This is a genomic window from Citromicrobium bathyomarinum (assembly GCF_021021475.1).
Classification (GTDB): Bacteria; Pseudomonadota; Alphaproteobacteria; order Sphingomonadales; family Sphingomonadaceae; genus Alteriqipengyuania; species Alteriqipengyuania bathyomarina.
Genome location: NZ_JAINWL010000002.1, coordinates 212,667 through 229,494, shown reverse-complemented (window position 1 = coordinate 229,494; position 16,828 = coordinate 212,667). Strand labels below are relative to the sequence as shown.

18 protein-coding genes and 2 riboswitches are annotated in these 16,828 nt (G+C 64.6%); of the genes, 4 read left to right on the top strand and 14 right to left on the bottom strand.

Annotation, left to right across the window (positions count from 1 at the left end; genetic code table 11):
- Nucleotide 1 precedes the first annotated feature (1 nt).
- From K7H93_RS09050 to K7H93_RS09010, 9 genes are all read right to left on the bottom strand, one after another.
- Complete coding sequence (locus tag K7H93_RS09050; RefSeq protein WP_230783345.1) at nt 2–427, bottom strand: hypothetical protein; 426 nt, start codon at nt 425–427, stop codon at nt 2–4.
- Nucleotides 424–795, bottom strand: coding sequence for a glycine cleavage system protein GcvH (gene gcvH / locus K7H93_RS09045; protein WP_010235657.1), 372 nt, complete (start codon nt 793–795; stop codon nt 424–426). The genes K7H93_RS09050 and gcvH overlap by 4 nt, the downstream gene beginning before the upstream one ends.
- A gap of 3 nt (nt 796–798) precedes the next feature.
- A complete protein-coding gene (gcvT, locus tag K7H93_RS09040) occupies nt 799–1,929 on the bottom strand; it encodes a glycine cleavage system aminomethyltransferase GcvT (protein WP_230783762.1) in 1,131 nt (376 codons plus the stop codon).
- 53 nt (nt 1,930–1,982) lie between these two features.
- A riboswitch (glycine riboswitch) is annotated at nt 1,983–2,065 on the bottom strand.
- Nucleotides 2,066–2,168, bottom strand: a riboswitch (glycine riboswitch).
- Between the two features lie 56 nt (nt 2,169–2,224).
- Entirely contained in the window at nt 2,225–4,864 is a 2,640-nt protein-coding gene (metH, locus tag K7H93_RS09035) for a methionine synthase (RefSeq protein WP_230783344.1), read from the bottom strand.
- Nucleotides 4,865–4,867: 3 nt separating this feature from the next.
- Nucleotides 4,868–5,395 (bottom strand): GNAT family N-acetyltransferase, encoded by a 528-nt coding sequence (locus K7H93_RS09030; RefSeq protein ID WP_230783343.1) that lies wholly within the window; start codon nt 5,393–5,395, stop codon nt 4,868–4,870.
- On the bottom strand, nt 5,392–6,441 hold the full coding sequence (locus K7H93_RS09025) for a homocysteine S-methyltransferase family protein (RefSeq protein WP_230783342.1): 1,050 nt from the start codon (nt 6,439–6,441) through the stop codon (nt 5,392–5,394). Before K7H93_RS09025 ends, K7H93_RS09030 begins: the two co-directional genes overlap by 4 nt.
- Nucleotides 6,438–7,388: a methylenetetrahydrofolate reductase [NAD(P)H] gene (gene metF, locus K7H93_RS09020; RefSeq protein WP_420840380.1), complete on the bottom strand. Its 951-nt coding sequence runs from the start codon at nt 7,386–7,388 to the stop codon at nt 6,438–6,440. Before metF ends, K7H93_RS09025 begins: the two co-directional genes overlap by 4 nt.
- Nucleotides 7,385–8,374 (bottom strand): ArsR/SmtB family transcription factor, encoded by a 990-nt coding sequence (locus tag K7H93_RS09015; RefSeq protein WP_230783341.1) that lies wholly within the window; start codon nt 8,372–8,374, stop codon nt 7,385–7,387. The genes metF and K7H93_RS09015 overlap by 4 nt, the downstream gene beginning before the upstream one ends.
- An 83-nt stretch (nt 8,375–8,457) precedes the next feature.
- Nucleotides 8,458–9,066, bottom strand: coding sequence for a flavin reductase family protein (locus tag K7H93_RS09010; protein ID WP_230783340.1), 609 nt, complete (start codon nt 9,064–9,066; stop codon nt 8,458–8,460).
- A 101-nt stretch (nt 9,067–9,167) separates the two neighbouring features.
- Between K7H93_RS09010 and K7H93_RS09005 the strand changes: the two genes are divergently transcribed.
- From K7H93_RS09005 to fghA, 3 genes are read left to right on the top strand one after another with little or no spacing between them, the layout of a single operon-like run.
- Entirely contained in the window at nt 9,168–10,277 is a 1,110-nt protein-coding gene (locus K7H93_RS09005; RefSeq protein ID WP_230783339.1) for an S-(hydroxymethyl)glutathione dehydrogenase/class III alcohol dehydrogenase, read from the top strand.
- A complete protein-coding gene (locus tag K7H93_RS09000) occupies nt 10,277–10,648 on the top strand; it encodes a cupin domain-containing protein (protein WP_230783338.1) in 372 nt (123 codons plus the stop codon). Before K7H93_RS09005 ends, K7H93_RS09000 begins: the two co-directional genes overlap by 1 nt.
- 1 nt (nt 10,649) lies before the next feature.
- Complete coding sequence (gene fghA, locus K7H93_RS08995) at nt 10,650–11,489, top strand: S-formylglutathione hydrolase (RefSeq protein ID WP_230783337.1); 840 nt, start codon at nt 10,650–10,652, stop codon at nt 11,487–11,489.
- Between the two features lie 14 nt (nt 11,490–11,503).
- Here fghA and K7H93_RS08990 read toward each other — a convergent pair whose 3' ends face one another.
- From K7H93_RS08990 to K7H93_RS08980, 3 genes are all read right to left on the bottom strand, one after another.
- Nucleotides 11,504–12,784, bottom strand: a complete 1,281-nt coding sequence (locus K7H93_RS08990) for a sensor domain-containing diguanylate cyclase (RefSeq protein WP_230783336.1) — start codon at nt 12,782–12,784, stop codon at nt 11,504–11,506.
- 94 nt (nt 12,785–12,878) lie between these two features.
- Nucleotides 12,879–13,499 carry a nucleotidyltransferase family protein gene (locus K7H93_RS08985; protein ID WP_230783335.1) on the bottom strand — a complete coding sequence of 207 codons (621 nt, stop codon included), beginning with the start codon at nt 13,497–13,499 and terminating at the stop codon, nt 12,879–12,881.
- Nucleotides 13,496–14,464 (bottom strand): XdhC family protein, encoded by a 969-nt coding sequence (locus K7H93_RS08980; RefSeq protein ID WP_230783334.1) that lies wholly within the window; start codon nt 14,462–14,464, stop codon nt 13,496–13,498. Before K7H93_RS08980 ends, K7H93_RS08985 begins: the two co-directional genes overlap by 4 nt.
- A gap of 201 nt (nt 14,465–14,665) precedes the next feature.
- Here K7H93_RS08980 and K7H93_RS08975 point away from each other — a divergent pair, with 201 nt between their 5' ends.
- Nucleotides 14,666–14,935 (top strand): metal-sensitive transcriptional regulator, encoded by a 270-nt coding sequence (locus K7H93_RS08975; protein ID WP_010235679.1) that lies wholly within the window; start codon nt 14,666–14,668, stop codon nt 14,933–14,935.
- A gap of 13 nt (nt 14,936–14,948) precedes the next feature.
- On the opposite strand, the gene K7H93_RS08970 is transcribed toward K7H93_RS08975, so the two are convergent.
- Together K7H93_RS08970 and K7H93_RS08965 are read right to left on the bottom strand one after the other, a co-directional pair.
- Nucleotides 14,949–15,377 (bottom strand): tautomerase family protein, encoded by a 429-nt coding sequence (locus K7H93_RS08970; protein ID WP_230783333.1) that lies wholly within the window; start codon nt 15,375–15,377, stop codon nt 14,949–14,951.
- 23 nt (nt 15,378–15,400) lie between these two features.
- Nucleotides 15,401–16,792: an aldehyde dehydrogenase family protein gene (locus K7H93_RS08965; RefSeq protein ID WP_269060177.1), complete on the bottom strand. Its 1,392-nt coding sequence runs from the start codon at nt 16,790–16,792 to the stop codon at nt 15,401–15,403.
- Nucleotides 16,793–16,828 lie beyond the last annotated feature (36 nt).

The following is a 16,828-nucleotide window of genomic DNA, read 5'->3' as shown; positions in this document are numbered from 1 at the left end:
TTTATAGAACTCTACGAATTGAACTCGGCTCGATGTCGCTCGCGCGATCGAAGCAGAAAGTGTTGGGTTGGAAACACTCGCTGCTAGCCCGACCCTCAATCACGACTTCACGAAATTGCATTGTGCTAGCGAGAGCATCGAAAGCACTCCCTCCGCCAATACGTAAACTTCGGTCGAACGCGGCCAGCCACTCGTCTGAACCGGTCTCACCATTCTCAACCATCTCGGCGTCTTCAACCGACACGAACAGGCCACAGTCATACCCACTGCAACGGCCGAGCCATCCGTGGACAGTGACGTCCTTTCCATCGAACGCCTCGATATTGGCAATGACCTCTTCCACGGACATCGCATCGCTGGGGACTGAAAACGCACACCCACTCAGCAAGGCGGCGCCCGCCAGAAGAGTGACGCCGCGCAGCATCAAAGACCCTCGACGAAACTCTTGTAGGCGGCTTCGTCCATCAGGCCTTCGAGCTCGCTCTCGTCGGCGATGGTCAGCTTGAAGAACCAGCCGTCTTCCTCGGGAGAGGAGTTGACCAGCGCGGGGTCTTCTTCGAGCGCGGAGTTCACTTCGATCACGGTGCCGGTGATCGGCGCGTAGACATCGCTCGCCGCCTTCACGGATTCGACGACGGCCGCGTCCTTGCTCTTTTCAAGCTCAGCGCCTTCGTCGGGCAGTTCGACGAACACGATGTCGCCCAGCTGTTCCTGCGCATAGTCGGTGATGCCGACCGTCGCGGCTTCGCCTTCGACTTCGATCCACTCATGATCTTCGGTGTAGTAACGGGACATTTGCTAGCTCCCCCGGAAATAGCGGTGTTGGACAAAGGGCATTTTCGCGACGCGCGCAGGCAGGCGTTTGTTCCGGACCTGCACTTCGAGCGCGGTATCGATCTCGGCATGGGCAGCATCGACGTAGCCCATCGCGATCGGGTGACCGAGCGTGGGCGAGAAGCCGCCGCTGGTGACGGTACCGACCTGGGTGTCACCCGCAAAAATCTCCGAACCTTCGCGCGCGGGCAGGCGCCCGTCGAGCACGAGGCCGACACGCTTTTGCGCCGCACCATCGCTCAGCGCGCCACTGATCCGCGCATGTCCGTGGTAGCCACCCGCCTCGCGCCGCTTCTTGCTCAGCGCAAAGGTCAGCTCAGCGGTGACCGGATCGATCTCCGCAGTCAGGTCGTGACCATACAGCGGCAGGCCCGCTTCGAGACGCAGTGAATCGCGTGCGCCCAGCCCGATTGGTTTGACCCGCTTGTCGTCGACCAGCGCCGCGGCGAGCTTTTCCGCGTGATCGGCGGGCACCGAAATCTCGAACCCGTCTTCCCCAGTGTAGCCCGCGCGGCTGATCCACAGCGGCACGCCGTTCCAGTCGTAAAACCCTGCGGTCATGAACACGAGTTCGGCGGCGGCAGGGACCAGTTCGCCCAGCGCATCGACCGCTTCAGGGCCCTGCAGCGCGAGCAGCGCCTGGTCTTCGTGGTGGGTCAGGGTGATGTCGTCGGGCAAATGCTCACGCAAAAAGGCGATGTCGTCCCACTTGCATGCGCCGTTGACCACCAGCGCGACGTGCTGCCCGGTATTGGTCACCATCAGATCGTCGAGAATGCCGCCGTCCTCGGCCAGCAGCAGCGTATAGCGCATCCGGCCCGGCTTCAGGCTGCTGACCAGTCCGGGGACGAGGGCTTCCAGCGCCTCTGCCGCCGCGGCAATGTCTCCATCGGGGCCTTCGAGAGTCAGCTGGCCCATGTGCGACACGTCGAACAGGCCCGCATGCGCGCGGGTCCAATCGTGTTCGGCCACGATCCCTTCGTACTGAATCGGCATTTCGTAGCCCGCGAAGGGCACCATGCGCGCGCCATGCGCACGATGCCACGCATCGAGAGCCAGCTTTTCCGGCGCGGTCTCGGTCTCTTCTTCGCTCATCATTCAATATCCGACAGCTGCGGGAAGACGCGCGTTGGTGCGCATCCTTGCCGCCTGCCCCCTCTGTCGGAATACCTGAGAGCTTACCCCTTCGGTGGTCGCTGGCAGTGCCAGAGACGCTTTCCAGAGTGTCCAATCGGCGCGCGCGGTTCGCCTTGCCTGAGAGTTTCCGGGGCGGTTGCTCCTTCGGCGCCGCGGTTCGGCCAGAGCCTCTCCACGATCTCTCCCGCGCGCTCCGCCGCAGAATCGCTTCCGCGGAGAACGACTGGCGGTGTGCTTTATTTGCTGCGGTGCGTCAATCGAGATTGGGACGCAGCCAGCGTTCGGCGGTCGCGATATCCACGCCTCTGCGCTGTGCATAGTCTTCCAGCTGGTCGCGGCCGATCCGCGCAACCCCGAAATACTCCGCTTCCGGGTGGCCGAAATAGAATCCGCTGACGGCCGCCGTGGGCCACATCGCGAAATTCTCGGTCAGCGTCAGGCCGGTATTGGCCTCGGCATCGAGCAACTCGAACAGCATCGGCTTGAGCGAGTGGTCGGGGCACGCAGGATAGCCCGGCGCTGGGCGAATGCCGCGATAGTCTTCCTTGATCAGCGCATCGTTGGTCAGCTGTTCGTCGGGCGCATAGCCCCACAGATCGGTGCGGACATGCTTGTGCAGCCGCTCTGCAAAAGCCTCGGCAAAACGGTCGGCGAGCGACTTGAGCAGGATGTCCGAATAGTCGTCCTTGTCCGCGATGAACTTGCGCGAAGGCTCGTCGATCCCGTGGATGCCGACCGCGAAGCCGCCGATCCAGTCGCCCGCAGGGTCGATGAAGTCGGCGAGGCACATGTTCGCGCGATCACGGCTCTTCTTGATCTGCTGGCGGAGCATCGGGAGCACAACATGCTCTTCGTTGCGCTCGAGATAGACCGTAATGTCGTCGCCATCGCGCGCGCAGGGCCACAAGCCGCACACGCCGCGCGCGGTCAGCCATTTCTCATCGATGATCCGGTCGAGCATCGCGTTGGCATCGTCGAACAGCGTGCGCGCGGTTTCGCCGACCACCTCGTCGTCGAGGATTTTCGGGTAGTTGCCGTGCAGTTCCCACGCGCGGAAGAACGGCGTCCAGTCGATATATTCGCGCAGGTCCGCCAGCGACCAGTCGTCGAACACGTGCAGGCCCGGCCGCATCGGCGGCGCGGGCTTGTCCGAATAGAACGGATCATAGTGGTTGGCGCGCGCTTCCTCGAGCGTGAACAGCGGGTTCTTGGTCTTGCCCTCGCGCGCCTCGCGCACCTTCACATATTCGCTCGCCGTATCGTCGACGAAGGCATCCCGCTGGGTGTCGGACAGCAGGCGGCTCGCCACCCCGACCGCGCGGCTTGCGTCGAGCACGTGGATCACCGGGCCTTCATAGGCCGGATCGATCCTGAGTGCGGTGTGCACCTTGCTGGTGGTCGCCCCGCCGATCAGCAGCGGGATCGACATCTCAGCGCCCTGCATTTCCTCCGCGACGGTCACCATCTCGTCGAGCGAGGGGGTGATCAGGCCCGACAGACCGATGATATCCGCCTTGTTGTCGTTCGCCGCCTTCAGGATGTCGCTCCACGGCACCATCACGCCCAAGTCGATCACGTCGTAGCCGTTGCACTGGAGCACGACGCCGACGATGTTCTTGCCGATATCGTGGACGTCGCCCTTCACGGTCGCCATCACGATCTTGCCCTTGGTCTTCTGCTCGGCCTCGGGAAGCTTGTCCTTCTCCGCCTCGATATAGGGGATCAGATGGGCGACCGCCTTCTTCATCACGCGCGCCGACTTCACCACCTGCGGCAGGAACATCTTGCCCGATCCGAACAGGTCGCCAACCACGTTCATCCCGTCCATCAGCGGGCCTTCGATCACCTCGATCGGGCGACCGCCCGCCGTTTCGGTGGCGGCGCGCATTTCCTCGGTATCGTCGACGATATGCGCGTCGATGCCTTTGACCAGCGCGTGCTCCAGCCGCTTCTCGACCGGCCAGCCGCGCCATTCGGCGGCTTCCTTCTCCGCCTTCTGGTCTTTGCCCTTGTAGCTTTCGGCGAGCGCGATCAGCCGCTCGGTCGCGGTCTCTTCGCCCGGTACATCGCGGTTGAGGATCACGTCCTCGCACGCTTCGCGCAAAGTCGGGTCGATCTGGTCGTAGATGTCGATCTGGCCCGCGTTGACGATAGCCATGTCGAGCCCGGCAGGGATCGCGTGGTAGAGGAAGACCGAGTGCATCGCGCGGCGCACGACCTCGTTGCCGCGGAAGCTGAAGGAGAGGTTGGAGAGCCCGCCGCTGGTCTTGGCATGCGGGCACGCGGCCTTGATCTCCTTCACCGCTTCGAGGAAATCGAGCCCGTAGCGATCATGCTCCTCGATCCCCGTCGCGACCGCGAAGATATTGGGATCGAAGATGATGTCTTCGGGCGGGAAGCCGATTCCGGTCAGCAGCTTGTAGGCGCGTGTGCAGATCTCGACCTTGCGCTGCTTGGTGTCCGCCTGGCCGGTCTCGTCGAAGGCCATCACCACGGCGGCCGCGCCGTAGTCCATGCACAGACGCGCGTGGGCCAGGAATTCCTCCTCGCCTTCCTTCATCGAGATCGAGTTAACGATCGGCTTACCCGAGACGCATTGCAGGCCCGCCTCGATCACATGCCACTTCGAGCTGTCGACCATCACCGGCACGCGCGCGATATCGGGCTCGGCACCGATCAGCTTGAGGAAGGTGGTCATCGCGTGAACCGCGTCGAGCAGGCCCTCGTCCATGTTGACGTCGATCACCTGCGCGCCGTTTTCGACCTGCTGGCGTGCGACTTCGACCGCGGTCGCGTAGTCGCCGTCCATAATCAGCTTCTTGAACCGGGCGGAGCCGGTCACATTGGTCCGCTCGCCGATATTGACGAAGTTGGCGATATTTTGCTCGGTCATGATTTAAGTCCGGTCCAGATCGCGGGCGAGAACGACATCGTCGTACAGCGTGCCGCCGACATCGAAACGACGCGTACCGATCTGGCGAAATCCCTGTTTGGTGTAGAATCCGATGGCGCGGTGATTATCGTCCTTCACGCCCAGCAGCAGGCGCGCATGGCCCGCCGCCCCGGCGAGTGCGGCGTCCAGCAGGCGGGCCGCGATCCCGCTGCCGTGAAAGCGTGACAGAACGTAGATTTTCTTGAGCTCGACATCCCCCTCGCGCGCGGCGTCGAGTTCGGGCGCGGTGAGCAGGGCATAGCCGATCGGCGCGCAATCCAGCTCGGCCAGCCAGGCCCGCGCCCCGCCTTCGAGCAGTCCGCTCAGATAGGCGGGCGCGTGGCGCTTCTGGCAATGGGTGACGAGCGCGTCGCCCGAAATCATTCCGGCAAAGGTTTCGAGGAAGGTCGCGTCGGACACCAGCGCCAGCCGCCCGGCATCCTCGCCGTCGGCCTCTCGCACCACCACACGTTCCAACGCGGCATCGCTCATGCAGCGATCTCGAAGGGTTCGAGCCCGGCGAGGCGCATGACGGTGGGCGGCTCGGGCAGTTCGCGCGGGGGAAGCCCGACGACCGCCTTTGCCATCGCGGCGATATGCTCAGGCGTCGAGCCGCAGCAACCGCCGAGGATGTTGACCTGGCCCTTGTCCGCCCACGCCTTCACCAGCGCTGCGGTGGTGTCTGGCGCTTCATCGTACTCGCCCAGCTCGTTGGGCAGGCCGGCATTGGGATAGACCATCACCAGCGTATCGGCGAGCTTGGCCAGCAATTGCACATGCGGGCGCAGTTGTTCCGCACCGAAGCTGCAATTGAGCCCGATCGTCACCGGGCTGGCATGGCGAACCGAGTGCCAGAACGCCTCGACCGTGTGGCCCGACAGGTTGCGGCCCGAAAGGTCGGTCAGCGTCATGCTCATCATGATCGGCACCTCGCGGCCAAGCTCGCGCTCCAGCTTCTTCACCGCGAAGATGCCCGCCTTGGCGTTGAGCGTGTCGAACACGGTCTCGATCAGGATGAAGTCCGCACCGCCCTTCACCAGCCCGGCGGCCTGCTGCCGATAGACTTCGACCAGATGATCGAAGGTGATCTCGCGATAGCCGGGGTCCTCGACATCGGGCGAGAGCGACAGGGTCTTGTTGGTCGGCCCGATTGCACCGGCAACGAAACGCGGGCGGCCATCCTTCGCCGCGTATTCATCCGCCAGTTCGCGCGCGATGCGGGCGGATTCGACGTTGATCGCGTCGACCTTGTCTTCCGCCTTGTAATCCGCTTGGCTGATCGTGTTGGCGGAGAAGGTGTTGGTCGAAACGATATCCGACCCGGCATCCAGATAGGCGCGGGTAATGTCGGCGATCACGTCGGGGCGAGTGAGCGCGAGGATGTCGTTATTGCCCTTCTGGTCGGCGGGCAGGTTTAGATCGCCCGCATAATCCGCCTCGGTCAGCTTGCGGTTCTGGATCTGCGTCCCGAACGCACCATCGGATATGAGGACGCGCTTGGCGGCTTCCTGCATCAAGGTCTGGCGGGCGTCGGTCATGCTGGGTTCTCCGTGGGCCGCATGCCGAGCAGGTGGCAGATCGCGTAGGCGAGGTCGGCGCGGTTGAGCGTATAGAAATGATAGTGGCGAATTCCGCCCGCGTAGAGCCGACGGCACATTTCTGCAGCGATCGTGGCCGAAACCAGCTGCCGTGCGGCGGGGCGCTGGTCGAGCCCTTCGAAAAGATTGTCCATCCACTGCGGAATTTCGGCGCCGCACTGCCCGGCGAATTCGCGCGCCTTGGCGACATTGGTGATCGGAAGGATGCCGGGCACGATCGGCACGTCGATACCCGCCTTGTCGGTCTTTTCCAGAAACGCGAAGAATGTTTCGGGCGAGAAGAAGAACTGCGTGATCGCGCGGTCCGCGCCCGCATCGATCTTGCGCTTCAGGTAATCGATCTCCGCCTGCGGGCTCTGCGCGTCGGGGTGGCATTCGGGATAGGCGCTGACCGAAATCTCGAAATCGGCGACCTCTTTCAGCCCGCGCACCAGCTCTTCGGCATTGGCGTAGCCATCAGGATGCGGTTCGAACGGGCCGAGCGTGCCGTCCTCGCGCGGCATGTCACCGCGCAGCGCCACGATGTGGCGCACGCCCGCTTCCCAGTAGTGCTCGGCAATCCGCTGCGTTTCCTTCTTCGAAGCGTTGACGCAGGTGAGGTGCGCAGCGGCCGGCAGCCCCGCTTCGGCGATGATCCGCGCCACCGTCTTGTGCGTGCGCTCCCGCGTCGAGCCACCCGCACCATAGGTGACCGAGACGAAGTGGGGATCGAGGGGTTTCAGCTCCTCGATCGCATTCCACAACGATACTTCCATCTTCTCGGTCTTGGGCGGGAAGAATTCGAAGCTGACGTCGATATCGCCCGGCAGTCCGCTGAACAGCGGCGGGGTGGTCGGATAATCTGCTTCGCGAGCGGGATCGAACATGGTGCCTGGTCCGGCCGTCATCGTGCCGCCTTTCGTGTGGTTTCGCGGGTGCCGAGCGCATCGATGCGCCGGGCGACCCAGATTCTGACCTCCAGCGTGTCGCCTTCGAGCGAGCGCGGAGGTTCGCTCGCAAAGCCGGTCTGCTCCAGAGCGCCGACCAGCTGCCCGTCTTCGAAGCCGAGGCGGGCATGCTGGAAACGTTCGCGCAGTTCTTCCTGCTGGTGTGCGGCGAAATCGACGATCGCGATCCGCCCGCCCGGCCGCAGCACCCGCGCCGCTTCGCGCAGCGGCACCAGCGGATCGGGTGCATAGTGCAGCACCTGGTGGAACAGAACCGTGTCGAACGACGCGCTGTCGAACGGCAGGGAGAGGAAATCGCCCTGCACCAGCTCGACCTTTTCCGCAGGCAGATGCTGCAGCTTGGCCCGCGCCACCCGCAGCATCTCGAGGCTCTTGTCGAGCGCGACGATCCGCGATGCCCCTTCGACGAAGAGTTCCGCCATCCGCCCGGTGCCGGTGCCGATGTCGAGCAGTTCGCCCAGCGGCTCACCCTCCAGCGCGCGGTTCAGCGCGGCTTCGACCTTTTCGTCCGGGCTGTGGCGGCGGCGCAGGTCGTCCCATTCTGTGGCATGCGCTTCGAACCATTCGGCGGCCTTGTCCTCGCGGGCGTTGCGAATCGCGGCGAGCTGGACCCGATCCTCTTCGCACTGCGCGGCGAATTCGGCGTCTTCCTGCTCCGCGATGGAGAGCAGCCGGGCCACCGCCGCCGTCAGCGGCGATCCCTGCGCGGCCTCGGTCGCGGCGCGCAGATAGATCCAGCTTCCCTCCCGCCGACGCACGGCAAGCCCCGCATCACACAGGATAGAGGCATGGCGCGAGACGCGCGGCTGGCTTTGCTGGAGCACCTGCGACAGCTCACCCACGGCAAGCTCTATCGTGCCCAGCAGCCGCATGATCCGCAGCCGGGTGGTGTCGCCAAGCGCGCGCAGGATGGCTTCGGTCCGCATCGCGAGCCGACATATAAAGATATTTTTATATCTACAAGTCCCGCGGCAGCGAGAGGCTCACGCAGCCTGCACTTGTAGCTGCGTCAGCCGCTCTCGATCTGTCGCAGAAGCTGCAGCTGGGCGCGGCCTGCGGAGGTCAGCCGCCAGCCCTCGCCGCCCTGTACGATCAGGCCGTCGCTGACCAGTTGCGCCTTGACGGTATCGCTGGCGGGCTCGCCATCGGGCATGACCCGGCCATAACGCCCGCCGTGGTAGATCAGCGGTTCCGCGCTGGTCCGCTCGAAATCGACCACCTCGCCAAGGAAGATCGCATGATCGCCGCCCTCGTATTCGAACTTGGCGGTGCAGCCGAAGCGCGCCGCACACCCTTGGAGACGCGGAGCCCCTTCCGGGCCGTCGCCACAGTCGAGATCGCCGAACTTGTCCGCCCCGCGGCTGGCGAAGCGGTTGGAAAGCGACTGCTGGTCCGCCGCCAGCACGTGCACCGCCCATGCCTTCGCATTGCGAAACACGGGCAGGTTGCGGCTGCCCAGCGACAGGCTCCACAGCACCATCGGCGGGTCGAGCGAGACCGAATTGAAGCTGTTCGCCGTCAATCCGGAAGGCTGCCCGTCCTCATCATAGGCGGTCACGATCGTCACACCGGTGACAAAAGTACCGAGCGCATCGCGAAAGGCGGATTGATCGATCACGGATCAAGGGCCTAGGCAGGCATCCGAACAAGCGCAAGGCACGTTTGCGCCACCCGGCGCGTTGCCATGCAGACAGACCCCGCGAGAAGGAGAATTCCCCCATGAAAACCCGCGCAGCCGTCGCCTTCGAAGCAAAGAAGCCGCTCGAAATCGTCGAACTCGATCTGGAAGGCCCCAAGGCCGGCGAAGTGCTGATCGAGATCAAGGCGACCGGGATCTGCCATACCGATGCCTACACGCTCGACGGGCTCGACAGCGAAGGCCTGTTCCCCAGCGTGCTCGGCCATGAAGGCGCCGGAATAGTTCGCGAAGTCGGCGCGGGCGTGACGAGCGTGAAGGAAGGCGATCACGTGATCCCGCTCTACACGCCCGAATGCCGCCAGTGCAAAATGTGCCTCTCTGGCAAGACCAACCTGTGCAGCGCGATCCGCGAAACGCAGGGCAGGGGCCTGATGCCCGACGGGACCACGCGGTTCAGCTATCAGGGCAAGCCGATCTACCACTACATGGGCTGCTCGACCTTCTCGAACTTCACCGTCCTGCCCGAGATCGCGGTCGCCAAAATCCGCGAGGACGCGCCCTTCCACACCAGCTGCTATATCGGCTGCGGCGTCACCACAGGCGTCGGCGCGGTGGTCAACACCGCGGACGTACGCCCGGGCGACAATGTCGTGGTGTTCGGCCTCGGCGGAATCGGGCTCAACGTCATCCAGGGCGCGCGCATGGCCGGTGCCGACCGGATCGTGGGTGTCGACATCAACCCCGACAAGAAGGCCTATGCCGAACATTTCGGGATGACCGATTTCGTTAATCCGAAGGATGTCGACGATGTGGTCGCGCATCTGGTCGAAATGCTCGACGGCGGGGCTGATTACAGCTTCGACTGCACCGGCAATACCGATGTCATGCGCCAGGCGCTGGAATGCTGTCACAAGGGCTGGGGCACTTCCATCATCATCGGCGTCGCCGAAGCGGGCAAGACGATCGAGACGCGCCCGTTCCAGCTGGTGACGGGCCGCAACTGGCGCGGGACCGCGTTCGGCGGGGCCAAGGGCCGCACCGACGTGCCCAAGATCGTCGACTGGTACATGGACGGCAAGATCCAGATCGACCCGATGATCACCCACGTGCTGAAGCTGGAAGAAATCAACAAGGCGTTCGACCTGATGCACTCGGGCGAGAGCATTCGCTCGGTCGTCGTCTTCGACTGATGCCGTCCGCAGCATCGCCAATCAAGGTCAACCTGGCGGAGAAGTTCGCCAGGTTCGACGACCATTGGGCACCGCGCATTGCAGGTCGCTACAACGGTAACGAGATACGCCTCGCCAAGGCCTCGGGCGATTTCCAGTGGCACAGTCACCCCGATACCGACGAGCTGTTCATCGTGATCGAAGGCACGCTCAGGATGGAATTCCGTGACCGTGTCGAAACGCTCGGCCCCGGTGAGCTGATCGTGGTCCCGCGGGGTGTCGAGCATTTCCCGCAGGTGCCCGAAGGGGAAGCGAAGCTGATCATCATCGACCCGGCGGATACCGCCAATACCGGCGATCGCGCCACCGCATTCACTCCGACGGAGGTATAGAATGACGTTTGAAACCGTCAGCGAGAACCGCAGCCATGGCGGCACGCAGGGCGTCTATAGCCATGCGAGCACCGCCACCGGCACCGACATGACCTTTTCCGTCTTTGTGCCCGAGCATGAAGAAGGGGCGAGGCTGCCGGTGCTGTGGTATCTCTCCGGCCTCACCTGCACGCACGCCAACGTCACCGAAAAGGGCGAATACCGTGCGGCCTGCGCCAAAGCCGGGATCATCTTCATCGCCCCCGACACGAGCCCGCGCGGCGAAGGCGTTGCCGATGACGATGCGTATGACATGGGGCAGGGCGCAGGGTTCTATGTCGATGCGACGCAGCAGCCGTGGACCCCGCATTTCACGATGCGCAGCTACATCGAGGACGAACTGCCCGCGCTGATCGCAGAGCACTTCCCGGTCGATATGGCGCGCCAGGGAATCACCGGCCATTCGATGGGCGGCCATGGGGCGCTGACCATCGGCCTCAGAAATCCAGAACGCTTCGCTTCGATCAGCGCGTTCAGCCCGATCGTCGCGCCCAGCCGGGTGCCGTGGGGCGAGAAGGCGCTATCGGGCTATCTGGGCGAAAACCGCGCAGCGTGGCGTGCATACGACGCCTGCGCCCTGATCGAGGATGGCGCGCGGGCCGATGTGCTGCTGGTGGAACAGGGCACGGCGGACCAGTTCCTGGCAGAACAGCTCAAGCCCGGACTGCTGGCCGAGGCGTGCGGGAAAGCGAACATCCCGCTCACGCTCAACATGCGCGACGGGTACGATCACAGCTACTATTTCATCTCGAGCTTTCTGGCCAATCACGTTGCGTGGCACGCCGCGCGGCTCAAGGCCTGAGCCCGGCGGGCGGGTCAGCTGACCACGAGGCGAGCGGTCACGTTTTCGGCCGCCTTCTTGCTCATCACCGGCGGCGCGGCATGGACCTGGTTCTTGCCCATCGCCTTCGCTTCGTAAAGCGCGGCGTCGGAGGCGGACAGCAGATCGCTGGATGACTTGGCGGTCTCCGGAATCGAGGCGATCCCGATCGAGGCGGTGACGCGACAGCCATGCTGTTCCGACAGCGATTCGATCCGCGCGCGCACCTGCTCTGCACGCATCATCGCATCGTCGATCCCGCAATCGGGCAGGATCACCAGCAGCTCCTCGCCGCCATAGCGGCACACGATGTCCGACGGGCGCAGCGCACCGACCACATGCGCGGCGACATCCTTGAGCACGGCATCGCCCTTGGCATGGCCATGCTCGTCGTTGAGCATCTTGAAATTGTCGAGGTCGATCATCAGCACCGAGGTGGACTGCCGCTGGCGCTGTGCCAGCGCGAGGAAGCGATCGAGCGTGTCTTCCATGTAGCGGCGGTTGTAGAGCCCGGTCATCGGGTCACGCAGCGACTGGGTGCGCAGCTGTTCGCGCAGCGATATGTTGGACAGCGCGAGCGAGGTCGAATCGGCCAGCGCCCGCGCGATCCGGCGGGCCTTCTCGACATTGGAGCACTTGCCGCCACGATCGCCCAGCACCAGCAGGCCGAAAACCTGCCCGCGCGCCATCATCGGCACTTCGATACTCGCGACCTCACCGATATAGTGGGAACAGCACAGCGACTGTTCCTGCGGATTGTTGAAATGGTCCTTGCCCCGCTTCAGCGCCCAGCAATTGGAGGGCACCAGACTGTCCGAGGCAACATAGGCCTCGGGCATGTCCCAGCTGTCGATCAGGTCGAGCCGGTCGCGCGAATTGTTGAACACATAGAGGGCGACGCCGCAGCCTGGCAGAAGCTTGCGGCTGGTGGCGCGCAGCACCTGCGCAGCGTCCGCATTGCTGTCCGCGCTTTGCAGCGTGTCGGTCATCGCGAACAGCTCTTCGATCTGTTCCTGCGTCTCGTTGATGCCGGTGAGGCGCGCCTTGTTCTCCGCCGACTGCGCTTTCCGGACCCAATGGATGATGAGGCTGAGGGCGAAGGCCAAAAACAGATGCCCGGCCCCAAGGACCTGCAGCATGGTGACCCACGATCCTTGCGCCACCGGAATGCACAACACCGCCGCCAGCGCGACGACCAGTGCGTAGCGCAAGGCGATCTGGGCCAACACGTAGAACAAGGTCCCGTTGCGGCCTTGCAATAGAGTCTCCGGCATCATCAACGAACTCCTCCCTATGCCTATGGCTAGGGCCAAATCGTAAATCAGTGCCTAACTAATGACCGCGCGTTCCTACCGGAGGTATAAGCCGCGTCTACGCGCGCGCGTAGACGCGCAGATCGTCCCGCGTGTCGATATCGACGATACAGCCCGGATCATCGACCGGCAGACGGACTACGCCGGGATGATCCTTTATCAGCGCGCGCGCGCCGCGATCGCCCTCCAGCTGCGCGACCCGCTCGAACAGCGCCCGCGACAGCGCGACCGGATGACCGGGGGCCTGCCCGAAAACCGGGTAGGCCCCCGGGGCTCCGCCCAGCACCGCGCGCAGCGCCTCGCCCGCGAGCTGCCCGCTGAGATCCGGCATGTCGCCAAGGAAGATCGCCACCGCCCGCGCATCGGCGGGAAGCGCGCCGATTCCCGCTTTCAGCGACGCGGAGAGGCCCTGCTGCCAGCTGTCGCAGTGCACGAATTCAGGCGGCGGCGTCTGCTCGGCCAGCACCGCCTCGCGGACCTGCTCGGCGTCGGCGCCTATGACCACCCGGACCGATTCCACCGGCGCTGCGAAGGCGGCCCGCACCGCCCGGCAGACCAGCGGTGTGTCATCGAGCCGTGCGAGCAGCTTGCCGCCACCGAACCGGCTCGCCCCGCCCGCCGCCAGCACCATCGCGTGGCATCCGGCGAGCATTGCCTCGCGCCCAGCGTGGCCTGTCATGCGGATTCACCGCTAGTGCGAGACCGGGCGTCGGCGACGATCTCGGCGATCACCGCCAGCGCGACCTCCCACGGCGATGCCGCGCCAATAGGCAGGCCGATCGGGGCCTTGAGGCGGTCGATCTCGGCCTCGCGCAATCCTGCGGCGCGCAGGCCAGCCCTTCGCTCGTCCAGCTTGCGCCGCGAGCCGAGCACCCCGACATAACCCGCCGACCCGGCAAGTGCGGGCACCAGCGCCTCCCGATCGCGCTCCAGATCGTGCGTTGCGACGGCGATGGCCGTCCATGGGTCGGGCGCGATGCTCGCCAGCGAATCGGCCAAGGCGCTGCGCAGCACCGGCACCTCCAAAGGCGTCTCGCCTTCCGGGGCGAAGGGCGCGAGCAGCACGGTATCCCAGCCGATCCGCTGGCCAAGACCGGCAATCGCGAGCGCGAAGGGGTCTGTGCCGACCACCGCCAGCCGCTGCGCGGGATCGTAGCGACGGCGGACCCGCGCGCGAGGAGCCGGGTCGGTCACCCCGTCCCTGCTGCAGCTTCGGTGCTTGCCGTCGCTGGTCCACAAGGCGGGCTCTCGCGCCTGCGTCAGGCGGCGCAGATCGTGGACTGCCGCATCGTCGGGCAGGACCCGCTCGAGCTCCACTTCGATCCTTCCCCCACACGGCAGGCGAATGTCGATGAACGGGCTGCCCTCGCCATAGACCAGCCGCCGCGGCTGACCGTCGGCGATTGCCTCGCGCGCGTGAAGCGCGACGTCCGCCTCGATACAGCCGCCCGAGAGGAAGCCCCAATAGTCAGCTGCCGTGATCAGCATCTGCGCCCCTACCGGGCGCGGCCCGCCATCGGCCGCCACGATCGTGGCCAGCGCGAACGTCTCGCCGGCGTCGGCCACGCGGAACATCTGCGGGCGGACATCATCCACTAGCCCCTCGGTCGACCACTCTCCAATACCGGGTTCGGCAGCGCTCATGCGGCCACCGTCATGCCGTCGACGTCATGGGCAAATGCCTGATTTGGGGAGGGCTTATGCATTGCTGCACCGCTAGCAGGCCTGCCCGCATAGGGGCCAGCGAAACAGTCAGACCTTGTCGCCCCCGGTCCAAGCACCAGATTGAACCCGCACCCGCGCAGGCCTATACCCCCCTTGGGTATGCAGAAACGAGCGTCGAGAATGAGCGACACCAAGACCGCCAAGATCAATCGGCTGAACCGGATTGCCGGGCAGGTGCGCGGCCTTGCGCAGATGATCGAGGATGATCGTTATTGCATCGACATCCTGCATCAGATGCAGGCGGTCAAATCCGCGCTCGCCAAGGTGGAAACCCAGGTTCTGAAGGATCACGCCGCCTGCTGCGTCGCCGAAGCGATCGCCAGCGGCGACGAGGGCGACCAGCGCGAGAAGTTCGAGGAACTGATCGAGCTGTTCGCCAAGCGCCGCTGACTGGGTAGATTTCTCAGGCTGCGAAGTCGTAGGGACTCGCTGCGTCGTCCGCCTTCCACTTGCGCTCCGTCTCGCTGTCGGGAAGCGGTGCCGGATAGCCCTGAATGCGCCAGAACTTGAATGGGGTCTCGTCGAAATGGACCTCCCAGCGATAGCCCAGATCCGAAGTGAAGGCGGCCAGCGACGCGCTCACATGGTTGAGCCATTTCTGGGCGAGTGCATCCTCGGGGAACTGCCGGGCGATATGATCGACCGCGATGCGGACGAAATCGTCGGTTGGCTTGCCGCTGACGAACATCCTGTCGCGCGGCATCTCGTGGAACACGACGCCCACGTAGAAGGCCGGGAGCATCGGGTAGAAATCGACGATGGTCTTCGCGATCTCGGCCTTGGTCTCGGGCGTGTAGGCATCGACCGGGTGATAGATGGTCCAGAGTGGCATTTCTTCTTCTCCTGTGGTGGTGATCAAGCGCCCAGCGGCGGCGTGCCGCAGGGGACTGCGGTGACGAGTTTGCGATTCAGAAATTCGCCGAAGCCTGCCTCGGCCAGTTCGCGCCCGAACCCCGACTGGCCGATACCGCCGAAGGGCAGATCGGCCTGGGTGCGCGAAGCCTGATTGATAAAGACCATGCCGCTGGCGATGCGGCGCGCCATGCGCTCGGCCGCCTCCATGTCTTCGGACAGGATCGAGGCTCCGAGCCCGAACGGCGTCGCATTGGCGAGCGACACGGCTGCGTCATCGCTTGCCACAGCATCCAGCATCAGCACCGGGCCGAAGAATTCCTCGCGATAGACGGGGTTGTCCGGCGCCATGTCGGCGAGGATTGTCGGCTCGAAGTAGAACCCCGCCCGGTTCATCCGGCTGCCGCCCGCGACCAGGCGCGCACCGTGGGCCACCGCCCGGTCGACCTGATCCTGAAGCGTTTGCGCCGCGCGCGCAGAGACGAGCGGGCCGAGCTTGGTCTCCGGGTCGCCCGGATCCCCCGTGGGAATCTTCGCGAATATCCGCGCGAGCGCGGCTTCCACGATTCGCGCCCGCTCCTTGCCGACAACGATCAGCCGCTTGGTCCCGACGCAGCACTGGCCGGTATTGAGCAATCGCCCGAACAGGGCCTGCTGAGCCGCCCATTCGACCGGCGCATCCTCGCGCACGATCATCGGGTCGTTGCCCCCCAGTTCGAGCACGACCTTCTTCAGGTTACGCCCCGCCTGTTCGGCAATCGCAGCACCGGCCTGTGTGCTGCCGGTGAAGGTGACGCCCTTGATCCGTGCGTCCGCGATCATCTCGCCGATCTGCTTATGCGACCCGAAGATGTTTGTATATACACCTTTGACGTCGCAGTGCTTTTCGAACAGCGCGGCAATCTCCACCGCGCATTCGGGGACCAGCTCCGAAGGCTTCACGATCACAACATTGCCCGCCGCAAGCTGTGGTGCGGCGACGCGGAAGATCTGGTAGAACGGAAAATTCCACGGCTCGATCGCGAGGATCGGCCCTATCGGCTCTTTCAGGACGAGCGCGCCCTCGACGCCGGGCACCTGTTCCGGGGCGAGGAATTGCCCGGCATGGTCCGCGTAATAGTCGCAGATCTGCGCGCAGAGCTGGATTTCGAAAAAAGCCTCCTGAACCCTCTTGCCCATCTCCGCGATGATGACCGAGGCCAGCCGACCGGCATCCTCGCGCAAGGAAGCGGCAACCGCGCGGAGCATTGCGCTTCGGACAGACACCTCGGTGCCTCGCCAGACCTCGAAGGCGTCCGCAGCCTGCTGCACGGTCGCTTCGAGCGCCTCATTCGTGATCAAGGCAAATTCTGCCCCGGGTGAAGCGGTGGCTGGGTTTATCGACTGGTATTGCATGGACTGCCCTCTGCGACTTGGGATCGGCGACGATGA